Origin of the sequence: Mammaliicoccus sp. J-M41 (assembly GCF_022385935.1) — a bacterium.
In the GTDB taxonomy this organism is placed as follows: Bacteria; Bacillota; Bacilli; order Staphylococcales; family Staphylococcaceae; genus Mammaliicoccus; species Mammaliicoccus sciuri_A.
The window spans coordinates 38,961-56,069 of the sequence record NZ_JAJNIR010000014.1 but is presented as its reverse complement, the minus strand read 5'-3'; the positions used below and the strand labels follow the sequence as shown (position 1 = coordinate 56,069).

Here is a 17,109-nt window from a genome sequence, read left to right as displayed (position 1 = left end):
TAACAATGAAAGATTACATGCAGGATTAAATTATCAAACACCAACCTCTTATAAACTTATGAATTCTGTCTAAGTTTTTGTTGACATACCACCATTATTCAGAATTATGGTAGTTACAGCGTTCTTATTACCACTTTTCAGAATTATGGTAGTTAGCGCGTACCCATATAACAACTAAAGGCTGAGACAATTTCTGTCTCAGCCTTCTTACTTCTCCTATTATTTCACAACGCCTGCGTCTTTAGGGTGGACGCCGTGTTTATAGTAATCTATTTCTTCTGGTTCTAATGGTTTTTTACCACGAATGATGTCTGCTGCTTTTTCCGCTAACATCAACACCGGTGCGTGGATATTACCATTTGTTGTGCGTGGCATTGCTGATGCATCGACTACTCTCAAGTTCTCCATACCGTGTACTTTCATTGTTAATGGGTCAACTACAGCCATAGGATCTGATGCTGGTCCCATTTTTGCACTACATGATGGGTGAAGTGCTGTTTCTGCATCTTTTTTAACCCACTCTAAAATTTCTTCATCTGTTTGTACTGAAGGTCCTGGAGATATTTCTCCATCGTTATATGGTGCTAAAGCTGGTTGTTTCAAGATGTTTCTTGCAACTCTAATTGCTTCTATCCATTCTTGTTCGTCTTCTTTTGTAGATAAGTAATTAAAGACAAATTTAGGTTTTTCAAATGGATCTTTAGATTTAATCTTCAAGCTACCTCTAGAGTTAGAATACATTGGTCCGATATGTACTTGGAAACCATGTTTTGTATCTGCTTTTTGTCCATCATAACGTACTGCTAATGGTAAGAAGTGGAACATTAAGTTTGGATAATCAACTTTATCATTAGATCTTACAAATCCGCCACCTTCAAAGTGGTTACTTGCTGCTGGTCCTTTTCTACCGAAGATCCATTGTAATCCGATAAAAGGCATTTTAAATTTATTTAAACTTGGTTGCTCAGATACTGGTTTAGAAGATGCATGTTGTACATATACTTCTAAGTGGTCTTCGAAGTTTTCACCTACACCTGGCAAGTGTACACGTGTCTCTATACCTAATGAATTTAAATGTTCAGAGTCACCAATTCCAGAAAGTTGAAGTAATTGTGGAGTATTGAACGCACCACCTGATAGAATAACTTCTCCTGCAGCAACTGTATGTGTCTTACCATTTTTCTTGAATGTTACACCCGTTGCTCGTCTACCTTCATAATTGATTTCTGTAACAAAAGCTCTTGTTTGAACAGTTAAATTCTTACGTTTCATAGCTGGTCTTAAATAAGCAATTGATGCTGAAACACGTCGACCATTATGAATTTGGCTATCAAATGGTCCAAACCCTTCTTGTCTAAATCCATTTACATCAGGTGTCTTATTGTATCCAGCTTGAACGCCCGCTTCAAAGAAAGCTTGGAATAATGGATTTGTTGCTGGTCCTCTTCTTAATTTAATCGGACCATTATGACCACGATATTGATCTGATTTATCTGCTCCAAAAGTTTTTTCTAATCGTTTAAAGTATGGTAAACAATTCGCAAACTTCCATGTTTCCATGCCTTCAGGTTCTCCCCAACCTTCATAGTCCATTGGGTTTCCTCGTTGATAAATCATACCATTGATTGAACTTGAACCACCAAGTACTTTACCTCTTGTATGTGCTACTTTTCTACCGCCCATATGAGGTTCGCCATCTGTTTCATATTTCCAGTCATAGAAACGATTACCCGATGGATACATTAGTGCTGCTGGCATTTGAATTAATAAATCCCATGGATAGTCACTTCTACCCGCTTCTAATACTAATACGGTCTTATCTTTATCTTCACTTAAACGATTACCTAATACAGATCCGGCACTTCCGCCTCCAATAATTATATAATCATAAGATTGCTTCATCTCAAAATCCTCCTATATACTCGTTCTTCTTTGTTGTATTTATTTACTAAACCAATTCACTGGCTCAGGTTGAATATTTGTATAAATATGTTTAGAAATTAAATATTCTTCTAATCCTTCTTTACCTAACTCTCTACCAATACCAGATTGTTTATATCCACCCCATGGTGCTTGTGCAAAATATGGATGGAAGTCATTAATCCAAACTGTACCCATTTTCAATTTATTAGCCACACGATTAGCTTTAGCGATATCTTGTGTAAATACGCCGCCTGCGAGTCCATAAATAGAATCATTCGCTAATTCAATCGCTTCTTGTTCATTAGAGAATCCTTCAATTGTTACGACAGGTCCAAATACTTCTTCTTGTACAATTCTCATAGATGTATCACAGTTTGTAATGACAGTTGGTTCAAAGAAGAAACCATCTTGTAAGTCTGCTCTGTCTGGTCGTTTACCACCAGCAGCAATTGTCGTACCTTCTTCTTTCGCAACTTCTATATATTTTTCAACTTTATCGCGATGTTCTCCAGAAATTAATGGTCCCATCTCAGTAGTTTCATCAAAACCATTACCGATTTTAATTTTATTAACACGTTCAACTAAAGCTTTTTCAAATTTATCTTTAATATCGTTATGGACGATAATTCGTGATCCAGCTGAACAAACTTGACCGGCATGGAAATAGCCACCATTTAATGCTTGATCAATCGCTAAATCAAAATCTGCGTCATCGAAAATAATATTCGGATTCTTGCCACCTAGTTCTAATGCAATATTCGTTACATTGTCTGCTGCACGTTTCATAATATGCTTACCTGTTTGAATACCACCTGTAAATGAAACGAGATCGACTTCTTTATGAGATGCTAATACTTCACCAACTTCAGAACCTTTACCTAGTACGAGGTTGATGACACCTTTAGGAAATCCAACTTGTTCCATTAATTCAAATACACGAATTGTTGTTAATGGCGTAATTTCACTTGGTTTCATAACTAACGAACAACCTGTTACAAGAGCAGGCGCTATTTTCCATGAAGCTTGAAGTAGCGGATAATTCCACGGCGTAATTTGAGTCACAACGCCTACAGGTTCTTTTACTAATTTACTTTCTGAATGAGGTATTGGGGAATCAATAATTTCACCACCATCATGTCCTGCTAAACCTGCAAAATACATAAATACATTATGAATATCATCCATATCTGCATATGATTCTTCTAATGTCTTACCAGTATCTAATGTTTCAAGTTCCGCTAGTTCTTCTTTATGTTCTTTAATTAAATCTGCAATGGCTCTAACTTTACGACTTCTATTCTCAGTCGTTTCACCTGACCATTCACCAGCTTCAAATGACTGTCTAGCTGCTAAAATTGCTTTTTCAGCATCTTCTTCTGTACCTTCAGCTACTGAAATCACAACTTCTTGATTATATGGATTCACAATGTCGCGAGTCGCTTTATTAGAAGCTTCTACCCACTCACCATTTATAAATTGACGTCTAGATAAATGCTCTATATATCCCATTCAAAATACCTCCGTTAACTTTGTTAAATTTTTATTTAACGAACTTTACAAATTTTATGTTAGCATAGAATTATGAAAGGCGTCAAATTTCCAAAGTTCATTTATGATTTGTTTTTAATAGGTATTTCAAATAGACAAGTAATGGAAAAGCAACTACAATGTAAAAGGATTCATGGTACAATTAAGGTAACTATTGGAGGTGTATGTAGTGGTACGTTCAGATAACTACAAAAAACAACTAGACCAAGCTAAAGACATCGTGATTAACGGTATTGGAGAAACGATGGATTTATATGGTATTAATAGAAGTGTCGGAAATTTATACGGGACGATGGTATTTGAAGGTAGTATGACACTAGATGAAATGCGTGAACAACTTCAAATGAGCAAACCAAGCATGAGTGCTGGTGTTAAGAAACTACAAGAATTTGATATCGTCAAACAACAATTTACAAGAGGAAGTAGAAAACAACATTTCATCGCTGAAAAAGACTTCTTTATCTTCTTTAATAACTTTTTCTCAAGAAAATGGGATCGAGAAATTTCTATTAATATGGATTCTGTTAAAGACGCAGAAATCTTGCTACAAAAAATCATAGATGCAGATGATGTCGATGAAGAAACTAAAGAAGAAGCAATCACCATTCATACACAATTAGAAGAATCAAAAGTATATTATGAATGGTTAGCAAATATCAGTAACGCTATTAAAACTGGAGAGATATATAAATATTTCCCAATACCAAGTCAAGAAGACAAATAAGTAAAAGCGCGAGGTAGCAATGCATACCCCGCGCTTTTGTTATTTTTAGTTGGTACCAGTATTTGCACTTTTGACCAGAACTGCTAATAACGGGAGTCATATTTACAAAACTCGTAAAAATTGTAAATACTGACGCTCTTATGAACACTTCTCACCAAACTTGTTCATAACCACAATACCACAATACAAAAAGCTCACAACACTAGCTAGCGTTGTGAGCTTATTCATTATAAATATTGATTTTCTTTTAAGTATGCAACGATTTTCTCTACAGATTCTTCTACACTTTCGTTTTCTGTATCGATGACTATTTCAGGGTTTGATGGTTCTTCATATGGTGCATTAATGCCAGTGAATTCTTTGATTTCACCGCTTCTTGCTTTCTTATACAGTCCTTTTGGATCTCTTGATTCACACTCGTCTAAACTACATTTAGTGAAAACTTCGATGAATTCACCGTCTTCAAGTATATCTCTAACCGTATTACGGTCTTCTTCATATGGTGAGATGAATGCTGTCATTGTGACTACACCAGCATCTACCATTAATTTACCGACTTCACCGATACGACGGATATTTTCTTTTCGGTCTTCTGGACTGAATCCAAGGTTTTGGTTTAATCCATGACGAATGTTATCTCCATCTAAACGATATGAAGTGATATTTTGTTCAAATAATGCTTTTTCTAATGCTACAGATATTGTTGATTTACCTGATCCTGATAAACCAGTAAACCAAATCACAACACTTTTATGACCGTTACGTTCTTGTCTTTGTGCTTTTGTTACTTCAGAATCATGCCATGTAATATTTGTTGACGCGCTCATTATTCCACTCCTAAAGAAATTAATTTTGTCTTAAACCTTTAATTAATACATCTGCTACTTCTGGTCTTGAGAATTCTTTTGGTAATTGTTCACCGTTACGAAGTTTCTCTCTCACCTTTGTTCCACTTAAATGAACATGATTTGATTTGTCATGGGGACATGTCTTAGCTGTTGTCATGTTGTCACAAACTGTACAGAAGAATGCATGTTCAAATTTAAAGATTTGAATGCCAATTTCATCTTCATATTGTGAAATTAATTCTTGTGCGTCATATGTACCATAGTAGTCACCTACACCTGCATGGTCACGACCGACGATAAAGTGTGTACAGCCATAATTTTTACGTACTAATGCATGTAAAATGGCTTCACGTGGGCCAGCATATCTCATTGCTGCTGGATAAATCACAAGACGTGTTCTTTCTTCAGGGTAATAATGTTTCAAGATAACTTGATAACTTTCCATTCTTATTTCAGCTGAAATATCATCAGACTTCGTTTCACCAACTAAAGGATTTAATAATAATCCATCCACTGATTCAAGTGCTATTTTTTGAATATATTCATGCGCACGATGAACTGGGTTTCTCGTTTGGAAACCTACAACTGTTTTCCATCCTAATTCTTTAAATAATTCACGTGTTTCACTTGGATCTAAATGGAAATCACTAAATTCATCATGTTTTGGTCGATCAACTAATTGAATTGGACCAGCTAAATAAACGTTGCCTTTTTCATATACACGTTTCACACCTGGGTGATCCACATCTGTTGTTCCGTACACATTTTGAGCTTCTTTAGCTTTATCATACGTATATTTCTCTTCAAGTTTTAACACACCATATAAATGATTATCTTCTCCATATAAAGCGATGTCTGAACCTATTTCATAGTTGTTTGCTTCTTCTTCAGTAACCGGTAATGTAATTGGAATACTCCATACAAGTCCGTTTTCTAGACGTAGATTTTCAACGACACTGATATAATCTTTCTCACCTAAAAATCCTGTCAGTGGACTGAAACCACCAATTGCGATTAATTCTAAATCTGATAGACTCCAAGGATTTAATGTTAATTTAGGATATGATTGTGCCGCTTCAATAAGTTCTGCTCTTTCTTGACCTGTTACTTGGCGATTAATTAATTCTCCACCATGAGCTTCGATTGTTTCTTTAGTCTTTTGAGTTGCTGATACCATCAATATTCACTCCTATTAATTAATTTGATCTACTTCTTTTGATTTTTGATTTTGAATATTAAAAGGAAATTTATTATGTTGGTAAAGTGTGAATAGTACTAAACCTAACCAAGCAAGGATAATAACACCTTTTATAATATTGACTGTTGCTTCACTGCTAATTAAAGTACCTAATAACACGCTACTATTTGTAAATATGATCAGACCGCCGACAAGTACCGCTAAAACATACACTGGTAAAGTCTTCACTAACCATGCTGAGAACGGTGCTGCTACGACGCCACCAAATGCTAACGCAACGACAAGTAAAATGTTTATTTGACTCCAACCTAAGAAGATAATAAATCCTAATGAAGTTGAAATTGTCACAAAGAACTCACTCGCTGAAACTGTTCCGATAACATATCTTGGTTCAATTTTATTTCTTGATAGTAATAATGGCGTGTTAACTGGACCCCAGCCACCACCACCAATTGCATCTAAGAATCCTGCAATTGCACCTTGTGGAACAAGTAATAAAGCTGAAAATCTTCCATCTTTCACTTGTTGGTTTTGCTGTTTTTTAAATACAAATTGATAAATAATATATATCCCCATCGACAATAAGAATAATGCGATGAATGGTTTAATAAAATCACTGTGCAAGTTACTCAATACACCTGCACCGATAAATCCAGTTATCGCGCCTGGTAAAGCAAGCTTTAGAATGATGGACTTATCAACATTTTTAAACTTTAAATGTGAAAGTCCTGATGCTGCTGTTGTTGCCACTTCTGAAAAATGAATGGTTGCAGATGCGATTGCTGGTGCCACTCCAAAAGTTAATAGTAATGATGAAGAGGTTGCACCAAATCCCATCCCAAGAGAACCGTCTATAAGTTGTGCTAAAAAACCTACTAATGCAAATATCGTTAACTTTCGCATACGCTACTCCTCTCTGGCTTTCTATTTAAGTTGTCGTTTCAACCAATTGATGAATTTATTTTGCTCAATCGTATCGAAATATTGATGAGACAAAATATTCTCTAATAATTGGTTTTTTTCTGTTTGATCTATTTCTAGTGATTTAATGATTGTGCGACATTCATATAAAAAATCTACATATTCTGTATAATCTACTGAATATTGTTGATCTAAATCTTTCAAAATATTACGCACTAACTTTGGGCTTGCACCATTTGATGTGACGCTTATCTGCAACTTACCTCTATTTAATGTCCCAGGAAATATCACATTGCCATCTTGTGCATCACCGACCATGTTGATTAGACAATGTTTAGGGGCATTATCTTTAATGACATCGGTTATTTCTGGTGAGTTCGTGGCATTTATAATAAAATCAACATGTTCTATATCAGATATTTCAAAGTCCTTTTTGTGCCATTTCAATTTCCTTTCAATTTCATACTGCTTTAAATTGTCTGTAAGTTCTGGTGAAATAACATGAATTAACGCTTCACTATTTATCAGTGCGTTCACTCTACGTTCAGCAATTTTACCGCCACCAATAACTTTGACGATTTTATCTTGTAAATCTAAATTGATTGGAATGTATGCCACAATAAATCATCCTTTAATCTGATATTTAAACTGTTTGAGTCGTTAGTGTTTCTAACACGCGATCTTTCAATGCTTCTTGTATGGATGGATGATGACCTAAATGTTCGCATACGATGATGTCGCTTTTCGTATTATGCTCCGCTGCTGTTTGCTCTATATGACGCTCCAAGACACCTGTAAACCAAAGATATGGCGCAATGAATACTTGTGAATATTCTTCATGTAATGCATCTTGTAAAGCTTCTTCAAATGATGGCTCACAGGCAGCTAAGTAACACACTTCTACATTTTTAAATGCTGTCGTTTCGTATAAGGAATGACCTATAGCTGTTATATCTATCTTCGTTTGCGGATTGTAACTGCCTCTTCCAACAACAAGTAATTTAGCATCTTCTTGAATCGCAACTTTCGTTTCTTCAATACGTTCTTTAAGAATGGCTGTTAATCTTGGTTGAACACCTAAAGGCTCTCCATAAGTAAATGTTATTTCTGGATATTGTGTCTTAATTTCATCTATCTCTTTCGGTATATCTTTAAAATAGTGACCTGCACTTAGTAACAATACGGGTATAACGGATATCTCGGTTGCACCTTTTGCTATAAGCTTTTCGACGCCTTGCTGAATATCTGGTTGTGCTAATTCTAAGAAACAAATTTCTTGTAACGGTATATCAATAGACTGTTTCACTGATTCTATAAAAGAAATTGCCTCATCTGTCGCTTCTTTAATTCTGCTACCGTGACTGACATATAACACGGCTATCATTGTATCCCTCCAGTATTATTAAATAAGTTGTGGAACGTTCTGTTCTGATGCCACTTCTTCAAACCAGCTCATGCGTTCTCTTAGTTTGACGACTTCTCCAATAACAATCATTGCAGGGTTTGTAATTTGATGTGATTTCTCTACGATGTCTTCTAAAGTCCCTGTCACTGTGACTTGTTTCTGTGAAGTTCCACAATGAATTAATGCTACTGGTGTTTGAATATCTTTACCGTGTTTCACTAATAATTTTTGAATGTCAGGCAACTTCTTTACACCCATATAAATACAAAGTGTTTCTGGTCCTAGTGCTAAGTGTTTCCAATATTCATCTTCATCAACACTGTCTTTCATAACACCTGTTATAAAGGCAACAGATGAACTATAATCTCTATGTGTCACTGGAATACCAGCATAAGCTGGTGCTGCAACACCAGCTGTAATACCTGGAACTACTTCGAACGGAATATCATAGTTCTTTAATGTTTCTGCTTCCTCGCCACCACGACCAAAGATAAATGGATCGCCACCTTTAAGTCTTGTTACGGTGTAACCTTCTAGAGAAAGTTTTACGAGCAATTCATTAATTTCATCTTGAGTCAAAGAATGTTTATTCGGACTTTTACCGCAATAAATCATTCTCGTGTCTTCAGTTGCATAATCTAATAATGCTTTATTGACGAGTCGATCATATAATATGACATTAGACTGTTTAATGGCTTTAATACCTTTAACCGTTATTAAATCTGGATCGCCCGGTCCAGCACCAACCAAGAATACTTTCCCCATTCTTACACCCCATTTTCTGATTAACTATGGAAGTCTTGCCCTGATTGCACTTCTTTAATTATGCCTTTACGGATAACAAAGTCTCCAAAGTGTTCTCCATCATTTTTTTCTTTACCGTATTGAATCAGAATTGGTTTTAAGCTTTCTAAAATCTCATCTTCACCAATATTTTCTTTAAATAATTTATTTAAACGATTTCCAGTGAATCCGCCACCAAGGTACATATTATATTTACCTGGCGCTTTACCGATAAATGCAATTTCAGCTAATGCTGGTCTTGCACATCCATTTGGACAACCTGTCATTCGAATCGTAATTTCTTCTTCATTTAAACCTGCTTCATCTAAAAGTCCTTCAATTTTATTGATCAGTGTTGGAAGGTAACGTTCTGATTCAGCCATCGCTAAACCACACGTTGGAAATGCAACACATGCCATTGAATTTCTTCTAAGTCCTGTATAATGTTCACCGTCTGTTATGCCATATTGATCTATAATTTTTTGAATTTGTTGTTTTTTACTTTTGGCAACATTGGCAATAATTAAGTTCTGGTTAGGTGTTAGACGGAAGTCACCTGTATGAATTTCAGCTATTTCTCTCAGTGCTGTCTTCAATTTGTAATCAGAAGTATCTTTGACACGTCCATTTTGAATAAATAATGTGAAGTGCCATTTTCCGCTTCCTTCAGTCCAACCGTATCGGTCACCATTATGTTTAAATTCAAATGGTTTCGCCTCTTCAATTTCCCAACCTAAACGTTTATTCAATTCTTCACGAATAAAATCAACACCAACACGATCAACAGTATATTTAAATCGTGCATTCTTTCTGTTTTCTCTATTACCATAATCACGTTGGATAGTTAAAATCTTCTCACAAACATCTACCGCTTCTTCTTTAGGGAAGTAGCCTAATAGATGTCCTACTTGAGGGTATGTCTTCGTATCACCATGTGTCATACCCATACCGCCACCGACCGTTACATTAAATCCGACTAATTGATCATCTTCAATAACTGCAATCAATCCGATATCTTGTGAATAAACATCAATATCATTTGATGGTGGTACAGCGATACCGATTTTGAATTTTCTTGGTAAGTATGTCTTACCGTACATTGGTTCTACTTCTTCTTTCGTATCGACTATTTTTTCATCGTCTAACCAAATCTCGTGATATGCACCTGTTTGAGGTGATAAGTGATCACTTATTTTTGTAGCAAGTGTATCTACTTCTTTGTGCACGCCTGATTGATATGGATTTGGATTACACATGACGTTTCTGTTAACGTCACCACATGCTGCTAATGAATCCATGACAGCATGGTTGATACTTTGCATTGAACTTTTTAAGTTTCTTTTTAAGATGCCATGGAATTGAAACGCTTGTCTTGTTGTCAGTTTGATTGTGTTGTTAGCGTATTCTGTTGAAATATCATCCATCGCAATCCATTGATCAGCAGTAGCCGTACCACCTGGAACTCTTACTCTAATCATGAAACTATATGCTGGTTCTAACTTTTGTTTACGACGCTCATCACGAATATCCCTATCATCTTGCATATAGCTACCGTGGAATTTAAGTAATTTTGTATCGTCTTCAGCTATTGCACCAGTTATTTCATCTGCTAAACCTTCTTTAATTGTTCCTCTTAAATAATTACTTCTATTCTTAATGTGTTCCATTTCATCTAATTTGTCGGATAAATTAGTTTGAGTGCTCACAATATTGCCCCCTCTTAATAAATATCTCTTTGATATCTTCTCTCTTTTTTCAATTCAGTTAAAAATGCTTCTGCTTCTTCTTCGTTATAATGTCCTTCTTTTTGAATGACATTTAAAATGGATTGATGCACATCTTTAGCCATATGTTTTTCATCTCCACATACATAGATAGCTGCACCTTCTTGAATCCATTGATAAAATTCTTTACTGTTTTCTTCAATTCTGTGTTGTACATATACTTTTTCTTCTGAATCTCTCGAGAACGCGACACTTAATTTATCAAGCACGCCATCTTTCAACCAACCTTGCCATTCTGTTTGGTATAAAAAGTCTGTCGTAAAGTGTTGTTCGCCGAAGAATAACCAAGCTTTATTAGTAAGCTCTAATTCTTCTTTTTCTTGAATATATGATCTAAATGGTGCAACACCTGTACCTGGACCAATCATAATGACTGGCGTTTCACTTGTTTTAGGGAACTTAAAGTTCGGATTCTTCTTCAAGTAAATTGGTACTGTATCACCAGGTTGTAGTCGTTCTGCAAATTGTACTGAGCAAACACCTTTTCTATCTCTATCATGAGAATGGTAACGAACTGCTCCAATCGTTAAATGTACTTCATCAGGTGCTGCTTGATGACTACTTGCGATTGAATATTCACGAGCTGGCAATTTTCTCAATATTTGATGCAAAGCATCTGGTTGTAAATCTTCAGGTGGAAAATCGTTTAATAAATCTATAAAATCACGACCTTCAACGTATCCATAAATCCATCTATCTTTTTTAACTTTTTCAGATAACACGCCATTACCAAAGATATTCGCAGCTTTTGTGACGATTGGTTTAGTTAATTTTGTAATTTCGAAATGATTAGTTAATGCATCGCGTAAAGTTAATGTATCGCCTGAATCATTAATTGGTACGATTTCTTCTGGGTCCCAAACAAGTGTTTCAATTAACTCTGATACAATTTCAGGATCATTTTTCGGGAATATGCCGATACAATCACCTGGTTCAAATGAATCATTGAAACCTTCTAAAGAAAGTTCGATATGTCTAACTTCTTTATTTGAACCTCTACCGTTCAAGTTAATGTTTTCTAAAATTTCTGCTTCGTATGGATTAGAGCGTGAATACGTTTGAGTAGCTGATAAATCTTCAGCATCTAATTTAACGGGTTCTTCTGCTGTTTGACCTGATACTTGGCCGATTGAATTTAAAATGTCTTCCATCCATTTTTCAGCAGGTTCATCAAAGTCTAAATCACAATCTACTCTTGGATGTATTCTCTCTGCACCTAACTCTTCTAATCTCTTATCAAAATCTTTACCAGTCTGACAGAAGAATTCATACGATTCGTCTCCTAGTGCTAACACTGAGAATCTCACATCATTCAACTTAGGTGCCTTACGACTATGTAAAAACTCATGGAACGTAATTGCGTTATCTGGTGGATCTCCTTCTCCATGAGTCGCTGTGATAATAAATAAATCTTCTACTTTCTTTAAATCTTTAGTCTTAAAATCTTCCATACATGCAAGATTGACATTGAATGATTTTTCTTTTAATTTACTTTCTAACGTTTCAGCTAAACCTTGAGCATTACCTGTTTCAGAACCAAACAATACTGTAATATCTCTCTTCTTAAACTTAGGTTCACCGCTCACTGCTGTAGATTGCTCAACTACAGGTGCACTTGCTTGATCACCTTGTACGACTGACGCCGATAAGTAACCACTCAACCAAATCTTTTGTTCATTTGTAAGTGTTGCAAATACTTGATTTAACTTTTCTGACTGCTCTTGATTAAAAGGGCTATTTGTTACTGATAATTCCAAAGATGTCACCTCATCCTGTCCAATTATTTAAGTTTTAAATACTATTCTTATGGGAATAGTCTGATTTATGCTAAAAAAGATTAATAAATCTCTTAATTAGATTACTTAGGTTTATTATTTACTGTATGCAAACCACATTCAGTTTTGTTGAAATTCGTCCATCTTCCTTCACGTGAATCACCTGACGAAGATACTTGAGCTGTACAAGGAATACATCCAATACTTGGATAATTAAAGTCATGAAGTTCATTGTAGGTTAAATCGTGGCGTTCGATATATGCCCATACATCGTCCCAAGTCCAATAAATTAAAGGACAAACTTTTATAGATTTAAATCTTTCATCTTTATTAATAAAATCGGTATTTTGTCTACTTGGAGATTGTTCTCTTCTTAATCCTGAGACCCAAGCAGTAGCGCCCGATAATACTTCTTCTAACGGTTTAATCTTTCTGATATAACAACATTGATTCGGGTCACTTGTCCATAGTGCCGGTTCATATTGATCTGCTTGTTGCTCTAGCGTTAAATCTGGCTTTTTAAGTTCAATATTTAATGTTGGATATCTTTCTTTCACACGGTCAATCAAATCGTAAGTTTCTTGAAAATGTAAGTCAGTATCTAAGAATACAATTTTGGCATCTGGTTTAACTTTTGATATTAAATCTATCAAAATCATACCCTCTGCCCCAAAACTACATGAATATACGATAGAATCTCCATAATGTTCATACGCCCATTTAATTATTTGATATGCACCTTTAGTTTCATCGTCAATATCAATATCTTTAAAAGGATCAGTGTCAAAACGTTCATATGTTAACACTTCGGTCATGATATATAACGTCCTCCTTATGCTTATTTCTACAAGCTTTTTAAGTTTAAAATCAATGTTTTTATTAGAAATTATTTTAAACAGATAAGTTTACTAAGAAATAATAAATTATGTTGATTAGCATACCCGATACAGCATATGATGTCAACTGTTCTTTTTAAATTTTCAGTCAATTTAATGAAGAAATTATTCATTCAAAATGATAGTTGTTGCGAACACTTCAGTGTTAGATTGTTTTAAAAAATTAAGATATAAAAATTTCCAACAAAATCATGAGATTTTGTTGGAATTTTCTTTATAAGTTATCGTCTTCTTTTTCTGCTCGTACTTGAACGATTCTTAATGATCGTCGTTCAACTGCTTTTAATTTTTCAGCTCGTTCTTCTAATTTAATTCGATCTCCGCCTAGTGTCCGGATAAATGAAACCATCATCATCACAAATATAACAGTTAGAGGCACACTCGCTAATATGGATGCCGTCTTCAAGACGTCTAAGGCTCGTTCTCCACCTACTAACATTAATGAAAATGGTAATAAGCATAATGCAAACGCCCAGAATAAACGATTTGCTTTTAATGGTTCGTCTATGACTTCTTGTTGAGTTGCTGCTGCTAATATATATGATCCTGAATCAAATGTTGTTGCTAAGTATAAGAATGCTGAGATTAAGAATAGGACAATCATTACTTTTGGAAATGGTAATTGATGCATCACTTCTATTATAGTGGCTTCAGCGCTATGTTGATTCAAGTATTGAATGACATCAAATTGTCCTGAAATTTGTAAGAACACTGCATAGTTACCAAAGATACCAAAGAATAATACACATCCTAAAGTTCCATAAATAATTGTACCTAATACGACTTCTTTTAACGTACGACCTTTGGAAATTCTGGCAATAAATAAGCCAATAAATGGTGCATATACTAACCACCAAGACCAATAGAATATCGTCCAATCTTGTGGGAAGTTTGTTTCTTTTCTATCACCAATACCTCCAAATGGTTCTAACCATGTTGCCATTCTAAAGAAATTCTTCAACATATTTCCTAATCCTGATACAGTCGTTTCCATAATAAATATCGTTGGTCCAACAATCAGTACGATTCCTAAAATTAAGAATGTTAGCCAAACGTTAATATCGCTTAATTTTTGTATACCTTTTTTCAAGCCTGTATAAGAACTAAATGCAAAGATGACCGTAATGATGAGTAAGATAATACTTCTCATAACCATATTTTCACCGTCAAGTCCTGTGAGTCGCTCTATCCCTGCAGAAATCATTGGCACACCTAGTGCTAATGATGTCGCCGCACCTCCTAACAATCCAAAAATAAATAAAATATCTACAATTTTACCGAGTAATTTATCTGTTTGACCTTTTAAAATTGGTCTACATGCTTGGCTGATTTTATAGATTGGTTTCTTCTTAACAAATACTAAATAACCAATTGGCAAAGCAGGTAACACATAAATCGCCCAAGCTATTGGCCCCCAATGAAACATGCCATACATCGTTGCATATTCGAGTGCCTCATCCGTCATACTACCTGCACCATAAGGCGGCACTTGATAATAGTATGCCCATTCGATGACACCCCAGTATAAAATGTCTGAACCGATCCCCGCACAAAACAGCATCGAAATCCAACTAAAATTATTAAATTCAGGTTTATCACTTGCTTTACCTAAAGTGACATTCCCGTATTTCCCAAACGCTATGTATAATACAAATGCAAAAACAATCAATCCAAGTAATAGATACCATGCACCTAATGAATCCGAAATAATATCATTGATACTTGTGATGACTTCTTGACTAGCTTTAGGGAATACCATCATCGGTATAACAGCGATAAGTAATACTGCAACCGTCCCATAAAATGTCCACCAGTCCATTACTTTATGTTTCTTCACTTCTGAACACTCCTCGTTGTCGATTAATGTACATCGTTAAATAATCATTTTTAATGAACACGATGATTTAAATCACAATGAAGACGATATAGAAGTTTTAATAAAAATGCAAATTACATACAATGAAAAGCATCATTACTTATGAATAAATATATATAAACCTCATTTTATAATCATTATAAATATTGCTATAACGGTTGTGTTAAGTTAAAATTTAACGAACGTAACGAATCTAACGTTCTTTTATTATGTATTTTTATACATGTTTTACGAATATAAATTTATATAAAAAAGAAGGAAATATGACATGAATTTTGCCATATCTCCTTCTATATCTCATTAAATATAAGTGGTCATTAAATAAAGTACTGGTAACATAATCGCACTGAGTACAGCTGTTAAAATCATACCAATTGTACTAAACGCACCTGCTTCAATATTAGATTCCAAAGCTTTTGCTGTACCAAACGCATGTGAAGCATTACCATACGTTAAACCTTTTGCTAAATCACTTGTAAACTTCGCTTTACTAATATAAAAATTACCTAAAATACTACCAATTAAACCTGTCGCTATAATAAACATAACTGTTATCGTATCTGTTCCACCCATTTGGTGAGACACTTCAATACCTACTGCTGCTGTCATCGATCTAGGTAAAATTGTGACAATCGTTGAACTTGGATATCCCATTAAAAAGAGAACTCCATAAATAAGAACAAAGTTAACCATGATACCAGCTAATACACTTGAAATAATAATTTTGAAGTTCGCGACAATCAACTTTCTATATTTATATAACGGATACGCTAAACTCACAACTGAACAGTCTAAAAATTGATGAATCCATGAACCGCCTACCATGTAGTCTTTGTAATTCATACCTAATACTAATAAAATAGTGACAATCATAATTGAAGCAATCAGTGCAGGGTTGAGTATAGGATGTTTGTATTTAATTTGTAGTTTCTTAGCGATGATAAAACAAGCTAATGTTAAAAGTACCATCAATAAAGATTGTATAATCATGATGCATTCTCCTTATCCGTTTTATTAATATTTAAAAACTTCTCACAAACATAACCAGATGACAGTGCTACCAAACTTGTACTCACTATGAGTAACACGACCATAATGATATAACCTGGTCCAATCTGATCTGCAATATCCATAATGCCTACGATGGAAGGCACGAAAAATAAAATCATAACATTAATTAATTTATTAGCACCGACTTCTATCCATCGTTCAGGTAAAATACCTGTTAGAAGTAATAAAAATAATAATGCTAGTCCAACAATACTACCTGCAATTGGTATATGTAATATTTCTTGAAGCCATTTACCAATTTGAGTAATCATATATATGAGAGATACTTGAAATAGTATCTTTATAAACAATTTAATCATATGCGCTCATCCTTTTAATAAGACGTTATAGACAATATTATAGGACGGTTCAAAGTAT

Annotated in this window: 15 protein-coding genes; 1 reads left to right on the top strand and 14 read right to left on the bottom strand. The window is 34.7% G+C overall.

The features are described from left to right. Window positions 1-219: 219 nt before the first annotated feature. Window positions 220-1,902 (bottom strand): choline dehydrogenase, encoded by a 1,683-nt coding sequence (gene betA, locus LQ686_RS07315; protein WP_025907285.1) that lies wholly within the window; start codon window positions 1,900-1,902, stop codon window positions 220-222. A gap of 39 nt (window positions 1,903-1,941) precedes the next feature. Continuing rightward, window positions 1,942-3,432, bottom strand: coding sequence for a betaine-aldehyde dehydrogenase (gene betB, locus LQ686_RS07310; protein ID WP_107565382.1), 1,491 nt, complete (start codon window positions 3,430-3,432; stop codon window positions 1,942-1,944). A 208-nt stretch (window positions 3,433-3,640) separates the two neighbouring features. On the opposite strand from betB, the gene cudC reads away from it, so the two are divergent. Continuing rightward, window positions 3,641-4,195 (top strand): choline uptake/conversion transcriptional regulator CudC, encoded by a 555-nt coding sequence (gene cudC / locus LQ686_RS07305; RefSeq protein ID WP_107565381.1) that lies wholly within the window; start codon window positions 3,641-3,643, stop codon window positions 4,193-4,195. Window positions 4,196-4,422: 227 nt separating this feature from the next. Here the strand turns inward: cudC and cysC are convergent, their stop codons facing one another. The 12 genes from cysC to LQ686_RS07245 form a co-directional block, all read right to left on the bottom strand. Next, entirely contained in the window at window positions 4,423-5,022 is a 600-nt protein-coding gene (cysC, locus tag LQ686_RS07300; protein ID WP_048540525.1) for an adenylyl-sulfate kinase, read from the bottom strand. 19 nt (window positions 5,023-5,041) lie between these two features. After that, entirely contained in the window at window positions 5,042-6,220 is a 1,179-nt protein-coding gene (gene sat / locus LQ686_RS07295) for a sulfate adenylyltransferase (protein ID WP_107577344.1), read from the bottom strand. Between the two features lie 15 nt (window positions 6,221-6,235). Next, on the bottom strand, window positions 6,236-7,144 hold the full coding sequence (locus LQ686_RS07290) for a sulfite exporter TauE/SafE family protein (protein WP_025907279.1): 909 nt from the start codon (window positions 7,142-7,144) through the stop codon (window positions 6,236-6,238). A gap of 21 nt (window positions 7,145-7,165) precedes the next feature. Continuing rightward, the gene (locus LQ686_RS07285) at window positions 7,166-7,780 is read right to left on the bottom strand and encodes an NAD(P)-binding protein (RefSeq protein WP_107565379.1); all 615 of its coding nucleotides are present in this window, start codon (window positions 7,778-7,780) and stop codon (window positions 7,166-7,168) included. 25 nt (window positions 7,781-7,805) lie between these two features. Continuing rightward, window positions 7,806-8,546 (bottom strand): sirohydrochlorin chelatase, encoded by a 741-nt coding sequence (locus tag LQ686_RS07280; RefSeq protein ID WP_107633860.1) that lies wholly within the window; start codon window positions 8,544-8,546, stop codon window positions 7,806-7,808. Window positions 8,547-8,564: 18 nt separating this feature from the next. Continuing rightward, entirely contained in the window at window positions 8,565-9,332 is a 768-nt protein-coding gene (gene cobA / locus LQ686_RS07275) for a uroporphyrinogen-III C-methyltransferase (RefSeq protein ID WP_107633859.1), read from the bottom strand. A 20-nt stretch (window positions 9,333-9,352) separates the two neighbouring features. After that, complete coding sequence (gene cysI / locus LQ686_RS07270) at window positions 9,353-11,056, bottom strand: assimilatory sulfite reductase (NADPH) hemoprotein subunit (RefSeq protein ID WP_394882836.1); 1,704 nt, start codon at window positions 11,054-11,056, stop codon at window positions 9,353-9,355. A 14-nt stretch (window positions 11,057-11,070) separates the two neighbouring features. Further along, entirely contained in the window at window positions 11,071-12,891 is a 1,821-nt protein-coding gene (locus tag LQ686_RS07265; RefSeq protein ID WP_119475091.1) for an assimilatory sulfite reductase (NADPH) flavoprotein subunit, read from the bottom strand. 101 nt (window positions 12,892-12,992) lie between these two features. Beyond that, window positions 12,993-13,724 carry a phosphoadenylyl-sulfate reductase gene (locus tag LQ686_RS07260; RefSeq protein ID WP_037590199.1) on the bottom strand — a complete coding sequence of 244 codons (732 nt, stop codon included), beginning with the start codon at window positions 13,722-13,724 and terminating at the stop codon, window positions 12,993-12,995. A 295-nt stretch (window positions 13,725-14,019) separates the two neighbouring features. Then, window positions 14,020-15,642: a BCCT family transporter gene (locus LQ686_RS07255; RefSeq protein ID WP_107590457.1), complete on the bottom strand. Its 1,623-nt coding sequence runs from the start codon at window positions 15,640-15,642 to the stop codon at window positions 14,020-14,022. Between the two features lie 339 nt (window positions 15,643-15,981). Next, entirely contained in the window at window positions 15,982-16,671 is a 690-nt protein-coding gene (locus LQ686_RS07250; protein ID WP_037560312.1) for an LrgB family protein, read from the bottom strand. Next, window positions 16,668-17,051, bottom strand: coding sequence for a CidA/LrgA family protein (locus tag LQ686_RS07245; protein WP_048540515.1), 384 nt, complete (start codon window positions 17,049-17,051; stop codon window positions 16,668-16,670). Before LQ686_RS07245 ends, LQ686_RS07250 begins: the two co-directional genes overlap by 4 nt. Window positions 17,052-17,109 lie beyond the last annotated feature (58 nt).

Coding starts and splice junctions, on each gene's coding strand:
- betA (WP_025907285.1), bottom strand. CDS start 1,902: ATGAAGCAATCTTATGATTATATAATTATTGGAGGCGGAAGTGCCGGA.
- betB (WP_107565382.1), bottom strand. CDS start 3,432: ATGGGATATATAGAGCATTTATCTAGACGTCAATTTATAAATGGTGAG.
- cysC (WP_048540525.1), bottom strand. CDS start 5,022: ATGAGCGCGTCAACAAATATTACATGGCATGATTCTGAAGTAACAAAA.
- sat (WP_107577344.1), bottom strand. CDS start 6,220: ATGGTATCAGCAACTCAAAAGACTAAAGAAACAATCGAAGCTCATGGT.
- LQ686_RS07290 (WP_025907279.1), bottom strand. CDS start 7,144: ATGCGAAAGTTAACGATATTTGCATTAGTAGGTTTTTTAGCACAACTT.
- LQ686_RS07280 (WP_107633860.1), bottom strand. CDS start 8,546: ATGATAGCCGTGTTATATGTCAGTCACGGTAGCAGAATTAAAGAAGCG.
- cobA (WP_107633859.1), bottom strand. CDS start 9,332: ATGGGGAAAGTATTCTTGGTTGGTGCTGGACCGGGCGATCCAGATTTA.
- LQ686_RS07260 (WP_037590199.1), bottom strand. CDS start 13,724: ATGACCGAAGTGTTAACATATGAACGTTTTGACACTGATCCTTTTAAA.
- LQ686_RS07250 (WP_037560312.1), bottom strand. CDS start 16,671: ATGATTATACAATCTTTATTGATGGTACTTTTAACATTAGCTTGTTTT.
- LQ686_RS07245 (WP_048540515.1), bottom strand. CDS start 17,051: ATGATTAAATTGTTTATAAAGATACTATTTCAAGTATCTCTCATATAT.